The sequence below is a fragment of the Citrobacter sp. Cpo037 genome (assembly GCF_030332945.1).
Lineage (GTDB): Bacteria > Pseudomonadota > Gammaproteobacteria > Enterobacterales > Enterobacteriaceae > Citrobacter > Citrobacter portucalensis.
Map to the genome: position 1 here is coordinate 52,602 of NZ_JAOWGW010000081.1, position 13,055 is coordinate 65,656.

Annotated in this window: 11 protein-coding genes, 3 tRNA genes and 1 pseudogene; 5 read left to right on the plus strand and 10 right to left on the minus strand. The window is 54.2% G+C overall.

Features of this window, described 5'->3' with window-relative positions; genetic code table 11:
- From paaF to paaA, 6 genes are read right to left on the minus strand one after another with little or no spacing between them, the layout of a single operon-like run.
- Positions 1–768 carry a 2,3-dehydroadipyl-CoA hydratase PaaF gene (gene paaF, locus OGX94_RS22775; RefSeq protein WP_257661617.1) on the minus strand — a complete coding sequence of 256 codons (768 nt, stop codon included), beginning with the start codon at positions 766–768 and terminating at the stop codon, positions 1–3.
- On the minus strand, positions 765–1,835 hold the full coding sequence (paaE, locus tag OGX94_RS22780; protein ID WP_063941443.1) for a 1,2-phenylacetyl-CoA epoxidase subunit PaaE: 1,071 nt from the start codon (positions 1,833–1,835) through the stop codon (positions 765–767). The genes paaF and paaE overlap by 4 nt, the downstream gene beginning before the upstream one ends.
- A gap of 7 nt (positions 1,836–1,842) precedes the next feature.
- On the minus strand, positions 1,843–2,340 hold the full coding sequence (gene paaD, locus OGX94_RS22785) for a 1,2-phenylacetyl-CoA epoxidase subunit PaaD (protein ID WP_126318451.1): 498 nt from the start codon (positions 2,338–2,340) through the stop codon (positions 1,843–1,845).
- 11 nt (positions 2,341–2,351) lie between these two features.
- On the minus strand, positions 2,352–3,107 hold the full coding sequence (gene paaC / locus OGX94_RS22790; protein ID WP_257661616.1) for a 1,2-phenylacetyl-CoA epoxidase subunit PaaC: 756 nt from the start codon (positions 3,105–3,107) through the stop codon (positions 2,352–2,354).
- A gap of 7 nt (positions 3,108–3,114) precedes the next feature.
- Positions 3,115–3,402, minus strand: a complete 288-nt coding sequence (gene paaB, locus OGX94_RS22795) for a 1,2-phenylacetyl-CoA epoxidase subunit PaaB (RefSeq protein WP_003832229.1) — start codon at positions 3,400–3,402, stop codon at positions 3,115–3,117.
- Positions 3,403–3,412: 10 nt separating this feature from the next.
- Entirely contained in the window at positions 3,413–4,342 is a 930-nt protein-coding gene (gene paaA, locus OGX94_RS22800; protein ID WP_286570006.1) for a 1,2-phenylacetyl-CoA epoxidase subunit PaaA, read from the minus strand.
- Between the two features lie 285 nt (positions 4,343–4,627).
- Between paaA and paaZ the strand changes: the two genes are divergently transcribed.
- Positions 4,628–6,673: a phenylacetic acid degradation bifunctional protein PaaZ gene (paaZ, locus tag OGX94_RS22805; protein ID WP_257661614.1), complete on the plus strand. Its 2,046-nt coding sequence runs from the start codon at positions 4,628–4,630 to the stop codon at positions 6,671–6,673.
- Positions 6,674–6,755: 82 nt separating this feature from the next.
- Here paaZ and OGX94_RS22810 read toward each other — a convergent pair.
- A tRNA-Asn gene (locus tag OGX94_RS22810) sits at positions 6,756–6,831 on the minus strand.
- Between the two features lie 160 nt (positions 6,832–6,991).
- Here OGX94_RS22810 and OGX94_RS22815 point away from each other — a divergent pair.
- A complete protein-coding gene (locus OGX94_RS22815) occupies positions 6,992–8,479 on the plus strand; it encodes an EmmdR/YeeO family multidrug/toxin efflux MATE transporter (RefSeq protein ID WP_003846749.1) in 1,488 nt (495 codons plus the stop codon).
- 99 nt (positions 8,480–8,578) lie between these two features.
- Positions 8,579–8,654, plus strand: a tRNA-Asn gene (locus OGX94_RS22820).
- A 530-nt stretch (positions 8,655–9,184) separates the two neighbouring features.
- On the opposite strand, the gene cbl is transcribed toward OGX94_RS22820, so the two are convergent.
- Both cbl and nac read right to left on the minus strand, forming a co-directional pair.
- Positions 9,185–10,135 carry an HTH-type transcriptional regulator Cbl gene (gene cbl, locus OGX94_RS22825; RefSeq protein ID WP_003832224.1) on the minus strand — a complete coding sequence of 317 codons (951 nt, stop codon included), beginning with the start codon at positions 10,133–10,135 and terminating at the stop codon, positions 9,185–9,187.
- A 101-nt stretch (positions 10,136–10,236) separates the two neighbouring features.
- Entirely contained in the window at positions 10,237–11,154 is a 918-nt protein-coding gene (nac, locus tag OGX94_RS22830) for a nitrogen assimilation transcriptional regulator NAC (RefSeq protein ID WP_008784390.1), read from the minus strand.
- Positions 11,155–11,480: 326 nt separating this feature from the next.
- Here nac and OGX94_RS22835 point away from each other — a divergent pair.
- A tRNA-Asn gene (locus OGX94_RS22835) sits at positions 11,481–11,556 on the plus strand.
- A 75-nt stretch (positions 11,557–11,631) separates the two neighbouring features.
- On the opposite strand, the pseudogene OGX94_RS22840 reads toward OGX94_RS22835, so the two are convergent.
- Positions 11,632–11,718 (minus strand): annotated as a pseudogene (locus OGX94_RS22840) (type II toxin-antitoxin system PemK/MazF family toxin); the annotation flags it as partial.
- Positions 11,719–11,901: 183 nt separating this feature from the next.
- Here OGX94_RS22840 and OGX94_RS22845 point away from each other — a divergent pair.
- Positions 11,902–12,885, plus strand: a complete 984-nt coding sequence (locus OGX94_RS22845; RefSeq protein ID WP_257661613.1) for an alpha/beta hydrolase — start codon at positions 11,902–11,904, stop codon at positions 12,883–12,885.
- Positions 12,886–13,055 lie beyond the last annotated feature (170 nt).

Sequence of the window (13,055 nt, forward strand, 5' to 3'; positions counted from 1 at the left end):
TTAGCGTCCTTTAAATTCCGGTGTGCGTTTTTCTAAAAAGGCGCTGACGCCTTCACGACGATCTTCGGTGCCGCTCAGCAGCGTAAACAGCTGACGTTCCTGCACCAGACCGGCCTGGAGACCCACTTCTTGCGCAGCGCGTAGAGACTGTTTTGCCGCCCGCAGCGCCAGCGGTGAGTGACGGGCGATGGTCGCCGCCAGCTTGAGCGCGTATTCATCAGAGAGGTTCGCCGGGTGAATGTCACTCACCAGCCCGGCCCGTTGTGCTCGTTCGGCATCAATGCTTTCACCGCTCAGCACCATTCGGCTGGCCAGCGCTTTGCCAACACAACGGATAAGCCGCTGCGTACCGCCCGCCCCTGGCATGGTGCCGAGAGTAATCTCCGGCAGACCAAAGCGCGCGTTATCCCCGGCAATCACCAGGTCGCACAGCAGCGCCAGCTCGCAGCCCGCGCCCAGTGCGTAACCGTTAACCACCGCGACCAACGGCTTGTTGAAGGCATCAATACGTGCCCACAGGCGTGGGCGAATATCGTCGAAAGTGGCGGGCAGATCTTTTTCCGCCATTTCATTGAGATCGGCCCCGGCGGCGAAATAGCGCGTGTTGCCGCTAATCACGCAAACGCTGATGCTGGCGTCCGCCGCCGCGCTTTCCAACGCGTCAGCAATCTGCGTTAGCAGCGCATTGTTCAGGGCGTTACGCGCCTGCGGACGGTTCAGAGTCAGTTGCAGTACACGGTCGTGACGGGAAATCAGCAGTTCGCTCATGCCATCCCCCGCGCATCGAAGTCGACCACTACGTCACCGCTGGTTGGCAGCGCCTGGCAGCTCAGCACATAGCCCGCCGCCAGTTCATCGGCTTCAAGGCTGTAGTTGGCGGCCATCGCCACCTCGCCACTGACCACCTTGCATTTGCAGGTGGCGCACACGCCGCCTTTACAGGCGAACGGCAGGTCAGCGCCCTGGCGCAGCGCGGCGTCGAGAATGCTGTCATCTTCCGCATTCAGTGAAATCAGGCGATCGCGCCCATCCTGACGAAGGGTGACCGTGCGGCCTTCCGCCTGGATGCCGGTGGCGCGTTTCACGCTGGTCCCCGGCGTATTAAAACGCTCAAGGTGAATGGATTTTTCCGCTATACCCAGTTCACGCAGTGCCACTTCGGCTTCATCCATCATCGCCGATGGGCCACAGATAAAGGCGTCATCAAAGCGGCTGAAATCGAGCAAGTTTTTGCCCAGCGCACGCAGTTTGTCGCCGTCAATACGACCCTGTAGCAGATCGCTGTCCATCGACTCCTGACTGAACAGGTGCACCACCTGTAAACGCTGCGGATAGCGGTCTTTCAGATCGGCCAGCGCCTGACGGAACATCATGCTGTGGCTGCTGCGGTTGCCGTAGATCAGCGTGAACTGGCTGGCCGGTTCGGTCGTCAGCGTCGCTTCAATAATCGCCATCATCGGCGTAATGCCGGACCCGGCGGCAATCGCCAGATATTCGGCTTCGCGCTCGGCCTGCGGCTGGTAGCCAAAATGGCCCTGCGGCACCATCACTTCCAGCGTCATACCCTGCTGGATATCCTGCTGGGCATAGCGGGAGAAACGCCCACCGTCAATAGCTTTAACCGCGACGCTAATTTCCGACGGCGAGCGGCTGCGACAAATGGAGTAACAACGACGCAGCTCTTCTCCACCGAGGTGAGCTTTCAGCGTCAAATGCTGGCCCGGTCGAAAGGCGTAGTCATTACGCAGCGCGTCAGGAATGGTGAAAGTGATGGTCACCGCATCGCGCGTTTCCGCTTCGACGTTGGCCACGGTAAGCGAATGAAATGTTGTCATCGCAACCTCAAATACATTTAAAGTAATCAAAGGGTTCACGGCAGCTGTCGCAGCGATATAACGCTTTACAGGCCGTGGAACCGAATTCGCTAATCAGCGAGGTATGGGTGCTGGCGCAGCGCGGGCACTGTACGTCAGTTGGCATTTCGGCATGACAGGCGTGGGCCTGCGGCGGGCTGATACCATACTGGCGCAGGCGTTCGCGGGCGTCCGGACTCATCCAGTCAGTGGTCCACGGTGGGTCAAGCTGCAGGACGATATGTACTGGCGTATAGCCGTGCTCCGCCATCACCGCGCGAATTTCACCCAGTAGATGCTCGGTGGCCGGGCAGCCGGAGTACGTCGGCGTAAAGCCGATTACCCAGCCGTCGCCGCAGCGCTCAACGCTGCGTACCATGCCGAGATCGGTGATGGTCAGCACCGGCACTTCCGGATCGGAAATCGCACTTAACAGCCCCCAAACGGTGTGCACCTCTGGCGGTGCGATCGCGGTAAGACGTTGCATAGCCCCCCCTGCTACCACTGCTGCCCAGGATACGCACGCTGCAAGTACTGCATCTCGGCCAACATCGGCCCGAGATGTTCGCTGTGTAGCCCCTGCTTACCGCCGTTGCGAAACGCCGCCTCTTGCGGAACGTGTAAACCAGAATCAATCAGCGCAGTGTGTACCGTCGTTTGCCATTCGGTTTTCAGTTCGCGCGGATCGACGGCAATGCCCTGCCTGGCCAGACCGATCTCCAGTTCGTCGGCAAGGAACAATTCGCCGGTATAACGCCACAGATTGTCCACCGCCTTCTGCATCAGTTGCGCGGAGTAGTCAGTACCATTCCCCAGTCGCTCCAGCCAGCCGCGGCTGAAGCGCTGGTGATAACGCACCTCTTTCAGTCCTTTGGCGGCGATAGCGGCAATCTGCTTATCGCGGCTGTTAACTAAACGAGTGAACAACGCCACGTGCCAGACGTCGATAAAGAACTGGCGAGCGATCGTGTCGGCAAAGTTGCCGTTAGGTTGTTCTACCAGCAACAGGTTGCGGAACTGACGCTCATCACGACCAAAAGCCAGCGTGTCTTCGTCGCCGCTACCCGCCAGTTCGGCTGCGTAGCTGAGGAAGTTGCGCGCCTGCCCCAGCAGGTCGAGGCCGATATTAGCCAGCGCCAGATCAATCTCCAGCTCCGGCGCATGGCCGCACCAGGCACCCAGACGCTGAGCCAGCACCAGGCCGTTATCGCCCAGACGCAGGGCATAGGTTGCAACGGGATTCAGGTTATTCATCGTTGCCTCACATATGTTCCATGCCGTCCGGCACGGTGTAGAACGTGGGATGGCGATAGACTTTGCTCTCCGCCGGGTCGAAAAATTCACCGCGTTCCTCCGGCTGTGACGCAACAATTTCGCTGGCTTTCACCACCCAGAGGGAGCAGCCTTCGCTGCGGCGAGTATAGGCATCGCGGGCATTTTCCAGCGCCATCTGGTCATCGGCGGCATGCAGACTGCCAACGTGACGGTGCGATAACCCCTGTTTGCTGCGGACAAAAACTTCGTATAACGGCCAGTATGTTTTGCTCATGACTCTCTCCTTACGCCGCGTCGCGGGCCTGTTGCTTTTCGGCGTGCGCCAGTGCGGCCTCGCGCACCCATGCCCCTTCTTCCCAGGCCTTACGCTTTGCGCCCAGACGTTCGTGGTTGCAGACACCACGACCGTTGATGACCTCATTAAATTCCTGCCAGTCGATCTCGCCGAATCGATATTTCCCCGTCGCTTCATCAAGCTGTAGGTCGGCGTCCGGCACGGTCATACCGAGGATTTCTACCTGCGGGACCGTGTTATCAACAAAGCGCTGACGCAGTTCGTCGTTGGAGTGCAGTTTGATTTTCCACGCCATGCTGCGGGCGCTGTTCGGTGAGTTGTCGTCGTTCGGGCCAAACATCATCAGCGCAGGCCACCAGAAACGGTTGATGGCGTCCTGCAGCATCTGACGCTGTTCCTCGCTACCGGTAGCCAGCGCCATACACGCTTCGAAGCCCTGACGCTGATGGAAGCTCTCTTCTTTGCAGATTTTGACCATCGCCCTGGCATACTGGCCGTAGGAGGTACGACACAGCGCCACCTGGTTAACAATCGCCGCGCCATCGACAAGCCAGCCGATCACACCGATATCCGCCCAGCTCAGAGTTGGGTAGTTGAAAATGGAGGAGTATTTCATCTGGCCGTCGAGCATCTTCTGGTACAGATCTTCACGCGCGCAGCCCAGTGTTTCCGCCGCGCTGTAGAGGTACAGTCCGTGTCCGGCCTCGTCCTGTACTTTTGCCAGCAGAATGGCCTTACGCCGCAGCGTGGGTGCGCGGGTTATCCAGTTGCCTTCCGGCAACATGCCGACAATTTCCGAGTGCGCATGCTGGCCAATCTGGCGGATCAGCGTCTTACGGTATGCGTCCGGCATCCAGTCCTGCGGCTCGATGGCCGTTTCCTGCGCGATGAGCTGGTCAAAGCGTTGTTCTTCTGTCATGTCATCACCTTATGATTCCGATAATTTCAACAAATCAATATTCTTGAATCACTTTGTTTTATAAAAGTTACATCTTGGTTAAATAAAACCACAAATTTTGTTTGCTGGTTTTGCGATACCTGTCGCAAATGGTTTTTGTTTATCCATTAATAACAGATAGATAACCAATGAAGGTAAAGTGTTCGCGATCTCATTGTTAATAAATTATTAAAATCTCGCTTGCATTTTGTGATTCATAAAAGAACTATTTAAAGAGATATTACGGAACACATCTGGAGATTAACGATGCAGCAGTTAGCCAGTTATTTATCCGGTGCCTGGCAGACAGGCCGGGGCCGCACCCGCACCATCCACCACGCCCTTACCGGTGAAGCGCTTTGGGAAGTGACAAGCGTTGGACTGGATATGGCGCAGGCGCGCCGCTTTGCTATTGAGCACGGCGGCAAAGCGTTACAGGCAATGAGTTTTATTGAGCGCAGCGCGATGCTAAAAGCGGTGGCGAAGCATTTAATGGAACTGAAAGCCGATTTCTATGCCATATCTGCGCAAACCGGAGCAACGCGCGGTGACAGCTGGGTCGATATCGAAGGAGGCATTGGCACGCTTTTCACTTATGCCAGTCTCGGTGGCCGCGAGCTGCCGGACGATACACTGTGGCCGGAAGACGAACTGATCCCGCTGTCCAAACAGGGCGGTTTTGCCGCACGCCACGTGCTGACCTCCAAATCCGGTGTTGCGGTGCATATCAACGCCTTTAACTTCCCCTGCTGGGGTATGCTGGAGAAGCTGGCGCCAACCTGGCTTGCCGGGATGCCAGCCATTATCAAACCTGCAACCGCCACCGCGCAGCTCACTCAGGCAATGGTGAAAGCGATTATCGACAGTGGCCTGGTACCGAACGGCGCAATTAGCCTTATCTGTGGCGGCGCGGGTGACCTGCTCGATCACCTCGACAGCCAGGATGTGGTGACTTTTACCGGTTCTGCTCATACCGGGCAGCAGTTGCGCGTGCACCCCAACCTGGTGACTAAATCGGTTCCATTCACCATGGAAGCGGATTCACTCAACTGCTGTGTGCTTGGTGATGACGTCACCCCAGAACAGCCTGAGTTTGCATTGTTTGTACGTGAAGTCGTGCGCGAGATGACGACCAAAGCCGGGCAGAAATGTACCGCTATACGCCGCATTATCGTGCCACAGGCGCAGGTGAAAGCAGTCAGCGAGGCGCTGATTACCCGTCTGCAAAAAGTGGTAGTGGGCGATCCGGCGCAGGAAGGCGTGAAGATGGGGTCGCTGGTGAATAATGATCAGCGTCAGGACGTGCAGGATAATGTGAATCGTCTGGTTGAAGCCGGGTGTGAGGTGCTGCTGGGCGGAAAAGCAGATCTGAGCACGGCTGGGGCTTTCTTCCCGCCAACGCTGCTGTTTTGTCCGCAGCCGGATGAAATTGCCGCGGTACATGCAATTGAAGCCTTTGGTCCGGTCGCCACGCTGATGCCGTATCAAAATACCGGGCATGCCATGACGCTGGCGCGCGCCGGTGAAGGCAGTCTGGCAGGAACGCTGGTGACGGCGAGCGGCGAACTGGCGCGAGAGTTTATCCTCGGTGCGGCCCGCGCCCACGGGCGTATTCAGGTGCTGAACGAAGAGTCCTCGGCGGAATCGACCGGTCACGGCTCTCCGCTGCCACAGCTGGTCCACGGCGGGCCTGGACGCGCAGGCGGCGGTGAAGAGCTGGGCGGTCTGCGTGCGGTGAAACACTACATGCAACGCACCGCCATTCAGGGCAGCCCAACCATGCTCGCGGCGGTAAGCCAACAGTGGGTGCGTGGCGCTCGGGTAGAGGAAGATCGTATTCACCCGTTTCGTAAATACTTCGAAGAGATCCAGCCGGGCGACAGCCTGCTGACGCCACGTCGTACACTGACCGAAGCGGATATCGTTAACTTTGCCTGCCTCAGCGGTGACCACTTCTACGCCCATATGGACAAGATTGCAGCAGCCGATTCCATTTTCGGCGAGCGCGTGGTGCACGGTTACTTCCTGATTTCCGCCGCAGCCGGTCTGTTTGTTGACGCGGGCGTCGGTCCGGTGATTGCCAACTATGGCATGGAAAACCTGCGCTTTATCGAGCCGGTTAAGCCGGGCGACACTATCCAGGTGCGTTTAACCTGCAAACGCAAAACAGTGAAACGTCAGCGCAATGCCGAAGAAAAAGCGACCGGCGTGGTGGAGTGGTCGGTGGAGATCTTTAATCAGCACCAGCAGGCGGTGGCGCTGTATTCCATTCTGACGTTGGTTGCGCGTCAGCATGGGGATTTCCCGGCGTAAGATTCCGGTGTAGGTTCGCTCGATCAGGCTTGAAACAAAAAGCAAAAAGCCTGCTTAGTTTCCTGAGCAGGCTTCTTAAATATGGCTCCTCTGACTGGACTCGAACCAGTGACATACGGATTAACAGTCCGCCGTTCTACCGACTGAACTACAGAGGAATCGTTGTGGAGGCTTATCTTAGCGGCGAAAAAAATTTTGTCAAACCCCATTTCCTCGAATGCGAATCAATTGATGCTTCTCTCGACAGTTTGTTGCATTTACAGACATTTTAAATAGAAAAAACTTTGCAGCTTTTTTGATTCTCCCTCATCATTTGAAATGAGGTTTCAACTTTCTTCGTTAAGGTCCACTTTGAACGTCTCCGCTGCCTTACGCCAGGTCGCTTCCCGCACGCCCTGGTATGCCAAACGCAAGAGTTATAAGGTTCTCTTTTGGCGCGAAATCACTCCGCTGGCTGTCCCCATTTTTCTGGAAAACACCTGTGTGCTATTGATGGGTGTTCTCAGTACCTTCCTGGTCAGCTGGTTGGGAAAAGAAGCGATGGCCGGTGTCGGACTCGCCGACAGCTTTAATATGGTCATCATGGCATTTTTCGCCGCCATCGATCTGGGCACCACCGTGGTTGTAGCATTTAGCCTCGGGAAACGAGATCGTCGACGGGCCAGAGCCGCGGCCAGACAATCACTGGTGATCATGACAATTTTTGCTACCGTTCTGGCAGCTGTCATTCACTATTTTGGTCAACAGATTATTGACGTTGTCGCAGGTGAAGCAACGCCAGACGTTAAAGCTTTGGCACTCACCTATCTGGAGCTGACGGTGCTCAGCTACCCGGCGGCAGCCATTGCGCTGATCGGCAGTGGCGCACTACGTGGAGCCGGAAATACAAAAATACCGTTGTTGATTAACGGCGGCATGAACATCCTGAATATCATCATCAGTAGCATCCTGATTTACGGGATCTTTTCCTGGCAAGGTCTGGGATTTGTGGGAGCAGGCCTGGGACTGACCATTTCGCGCTACATCGGGGCGATTGCCATCATCTGGGTACTGATGATTGGTTTTAACCCCGCGCTGCGAATTCCCTTCAAAAGCTATTTTAAGCCACTCAATCTCGCCATTATCTGGGAGGTGATGGGGATCGGCATTCCGGCAAGTATCGAGTCAGTGCTGTTCAATGGCGGTAAACTTTTGACGCAGATGTTTGTTTCAGGCATGGGAACCAGCGTTATCGCCGGGAATTTTATTGCATTTTCTATCGCCGCGCTTATCAACTTACCGGGGAATGCTTTAGGTTCCGCGTCGACAATCATTACCGGCAGGCGTCTGGGAAATGGTCAGATTGCCCAGGCTGAAATCCAGCTGCGGCATGTATTCTGGCTGTCGACGATCGGCCTGACGGCAATTGCCTGGCTAACCGCTCCTTTCGCCGGAGTGATGGCCTCATTTTATACCCACGATCAGGATGTAAAAGAGGTCATAGTCATCCTGATTTGGCTCAACGCAGCATTTATGCCGATATGGGCTGCATCCTGGGTGTTACCAGCAGGCTTTAAAGGTGCGCGAGATGCACGTTTTGCTATGTGGGTATCGATGCTGGGCATGTGGGGCTGCCGCGTAGTCGCGGGTTACACCCTGGGTATCGTATTAGGATGGGGCGTTGTCGGCGTTTGGTTAGGTATGTTCTTCGACTGGGCCGTACGCGCCGCGTTATTTTACTGGCGTATGGTCACCGGACGCTGGCTGTGGAAATACCCGCGCCCCGAACGCGAAAAGTGCATAAAACAACCGGTTGCGTCTGAATAAGCGGCGAAATGGGGAATATTTCAGCAAACGATCGCATTTATCTATTCAGGCTTTGACAACGCTGAGCGGCATCGCTAATATTCGCCTCGTTCAAACGATTCCTCTGTAGTTCAGTCGGTAGAACGGCGGACTGTTAATCCGTATGTCACTGGTTCGAGTCCAGTCAGAGGAGCCATATTTAAGAAGCCTGCTCAGGAAACTAAGCAGGCTTTTTGCTTTTCTGCTATCCCATTTGCCGGGTAAAGCGCTTCACTCCACATCCAGGCTTTTCCATACTGACGACGGGAGAATGTCCGTCTGCATATGCAAAATGTCTCTATGATCCAATTCGTTAACGTCATGGTTAAGTATCTTATCGTGCAACGACATCAAAATGAGACCCATACTTGCCCATGCCGATACTGCTGAAAGCAGCGCTAACCGCTTTATTAGTAATTCCACTGAGTACAATAGCCGGTGAGAAAGTCACGCTACGTTGCCCGGCGTAGTCAGAGTAATAAATTCTATATGTTTACCAATCGAGATGTTCTTTCGGTGAAGAATGGATTTCAGTTTATTTATGCGGATTCGGGACGGGCGGTGTCTTGTTCGATATTGTCGCGGGTACCGACGCAGGATCTGAGGCTGGAGACCTTGATGTAACGCAGCTTTCTACCCGCCATTCAGCGACGTCAGGGAAGCCCGTTTACTCACGGGCTTTTGTAGTTAAATCTGATAATCAATCACCGCCTCATCTGGCTCCATCGCCTGGCGCTTAATTTCATCGACGGATAACCCTGCATTGCATAGCTCGATGAATCGCCAGACGTAGTTGCGCTGCAGCTGTCCGCGTTTAAGCCCTAGCCAAACGGTATTTGCATCAAACAAATGCCGGGTATCAAGACGGGTTAAGGTCCCCTCTTCCTGCTCGCCGCTGGATTGCTCTGCCACCAGCCCAATCCCCAACCCCAGCGACACGTAAGTTTTAATCACATCCGAGTCCTGGGCGCTGAGAATAATATCCGGTATCAGCCCTTTGCGAGCAAATGCTTCATCAATGCGGGAACGCCCTGTAATCCCCTGACGATAGGTAATTAACGGCCAGTGAGCGATAGACTCCAGCGTGAGCGGAGAAGCTTTCACTAATGGATGGTCGTGAGGAACAAGCAGGCTGTGATGCCAACGAAACCAGGGAAAAGCCACCAACAATGGATCGCTGCTCAGCCGCTCACTGGCAATTCCGATATCTGCCCCGCCATTTTGTAGCAGGACATCAATCTCCTGTGGCGTACCCTGAATAAGTTCCAGACGCACCTCAGGGAACAGCTCACGAAAGGCTTTTATCACCGCAGGCAAGCTATAGCGTGCCTGGGTATGCGTGGTGGCAATCGTCAGAACGCCGGACGTGTCATTGGTAAACAGATCCGCCAGTCGACGAACATTACTGGCCTCATTCAGAATACGCTCGGCAATAATCAGCAAGGCTTTACCCGGTTCGGTCATGCCCAACAGGCGTTTACCGCGACGGATAAAAATCTCGATGCCAAGTTCATCTTCAAGTTCACGAATGTGTCGGCTGACGCCCGACTGCGAGGTGTACAGTATATTCGCGACCTCTGTCAGGTTGTAATCCTGACGGGCCGCCTCGCGGATTATTTTAAGTTGCTGGAAATTCACATTTCGCTCCGGGCACATCAGACATTACGCTATTGTTAAAGTCTGATGCCCGGCATAACAAATAATAAAAACCTGCATCTTATTCCTTGTGGGAATAAGGTTTAGCTGACCAGCTGCAGCTCGCGATTTTCCAGCGCCGGACGGCTGACCAGCGACAACAGGATCTCCTTCACGGCCTGCGCCTGGGGCGATAAGCTCCCTCTGGCTGATACGTTCAACGATAATGGCAGATTCATCGATGGTGTTGTGATGCGTGCCATCCAGCCGTTAGCCGCATTGCATAATGAACGGGCGGCCGACTCAGGCAACACTGTGACACCCATACCACTGGCAATGGCGGCCGTTAGGGTGGAGATAGACTCAATTTCGCCAATCACTTTAGCCGTTAAGCGACGTAGCGAAAAAGCTTCATCCACGCGCAGGCGAACCGCGCTGTAATCCCGTGGCAAGAACAAATTCATCTGCGCCACCGCGGCTAAATCGACGCTTTGGCCAGGACACTCACGCGTGCCGACCAGGTAGAGATCCTCTTTAAGCAACGGTTGACTGCTGATGCCCGCCACAGGTGAACGCTCATAGAGCACTGCCATATCTAATTGCCCGCTGAGCAGCTTGTCATTCAGCACTGCCCCACTGTTTTCATGCAAATAGACCAGCACATCAGGCAGTTCGGCACGTAGCGTCTGTAATAACGGCATGGTAATGGATGACGCGACTGTCCCCGGCGCAAGGCCGATAGAGACCTGTCCACTCAAGGTCTGGCCCACGTTATTAACCGCAAGTTGCGCCTGTTCGCACTGACGTAAAATCGTCCGGGCGTGGGTATATAGCACTTTTCCTGCTTCCGTCGGCGTGACGCCACGCTTGGTACGAATCAGCAATTGCTGATCCAGCTCACCTTCCAGCGTAGCGACCTGCTGGCTCAGCGCGGGTTGCGCAATGTGCAACACTTCCGCTGCCTGGGTCAGGCTACCAATATCGACGATTTTCACGAAATATTTCAGTCGTCTGAAGTTCATTTTGCCTCCTGTCGGAATACCAGAACCCGTGCTGGCAGTCATTAAATTCAGGACTGCAAGATGCTTGCCACTTTCGTCTAAAACGGTGTTTTACGGTTAAAGCCGCGTAAAGTCAGGAGTAAAAGCGGAGAAAGATCATTCTGCACACCTAAGTATCTCATTCAGTCTGCCCTGGAAGAGGTAGACACGCACCAGAATGGGGCAAAAGCATAAAAAGACGGAAAGATCGCCGCTTTGCTGATTTTGTCAGCAAACGAACACACAAATGTATTTACCCCTTTGACAAGCCTCACCACCCTCGCTAATATGCGCCTCGTTCAAACGATTCCTCTGTAGTTCAGTCGGTAGAACGGCGGACTGTTAATCCGTATGTCACTGGTTCGAGTCCAGTCAGAGGAGCCATATTTAAGAAGCCTGCTTAGGAAACTAAGCAGGCTTTTTGCTTTTATGCCATTGCTCATTGCGCATATCAAAACCTCAACTTAGCCTGGCCAACACTTCATTCATAATAGCCGCTGGTATTTGTTCCAGACGCTTGCCGTTCCGGGCTTTCATATCAATAGACAGGAACACCAATGAGTTGAGATGTCCGCTCTTCGCTCACTGCAGACTTTAAACTCACCCAGTACCTCCGCTCTGTGCCAGCAGAGGGCTTTTCTATCGCCGCTGATATATTAATCCATGGAGAGCAGGCCATATTTATAATATAAATTGACGGGTACGCTGAATTTTACAGGAACATCTCCAATGAATATTGCCGCCTCAATTGCCCTTTTGGGCGCTTGCCCATTTGTGAGTCTGGCGGCAGTACCGGTGACCTTTTCCGAAACTGTCCTGGATGCCGCAGGGCCAAAAGGTCCTTTGAAAGGCACGTTACTCACCCCGAATTCAAAACCAACAGCCGTTGTTCTTATCATTCCTGGCTCCGGGCCAACCGATCGGGATGGAAACAACCCGCTTGGTGTGAATGCATCGCCTTACCGACTTCTTGCTGAAGGCCTTGCTGCCAAAGGCTTTGCGACGCTTCGTATCGACAAACGTGGAATGTTCGCTAGCGCAATGGCCGTAGAGGATGCCAATGCGGTGACGATTGCTGACTATGTTGACGACGTTCGATCTTGGGTAGACGTGCTTAGACGTCACATGCACACCCCCTGTATTTGGGTTTTAGGGCACAGTGAAGGGGGCGTAGTCGCACTTGCCTCGGCTCAAGAAGAGAATGTGTGCGGTGTGATTCTTATCGCAACGCCCGGGAGGCCGATGGGCGAGGTGTTGAGGGGGCAACTTAACGCTAATCCGGAAAATGAAATTCTATTAAAGCAGGCACTGCCGATAATTGATGCTCTGGAGCATCGGCGGCGAGTCGATATTACGAATATTCACCCAGCACTGCAAAGTATCTTTAATCCTGCTGTTCAGGGGTTTTTGATCAATGCGTTTTCATATAATCCGGGTCATCTCATTTCGAGTATTTCCAAACCCGTGTTAGTGCTACAAGGGCAACGCGATCTCCAGGTGGAAGAAACGGATGCAAGACTGCTTAAGACCGCGAATCCTCAAGCGTCCCTGGTTATACTGCCCAATATGAACCATGTTATGAAAGAGGTGACTTCGGGCGATCGCAAAGCGAATATCGCGTCATACACTGAACCCGCGCTCCCCTTAGCTCCCGGTTTAATCGACTCGATTGAGCATTTCCTGATCTGCAACTCACCTTTTCCCGAAAAGTAACAGCTGCTTCACGCTCACACTGGACCTTCAACTCAGTAAATATGCCCGCTCCGTGCCAGGAGTGGACGTTGGTATTTTTAATATCTCGTTTCCAGTTCCTTAGCAACTCTGCGAACTTTATCGTTACATCAACGTGTTATCCCTATCTGCTTCCGTGCCCTGAAAACTAA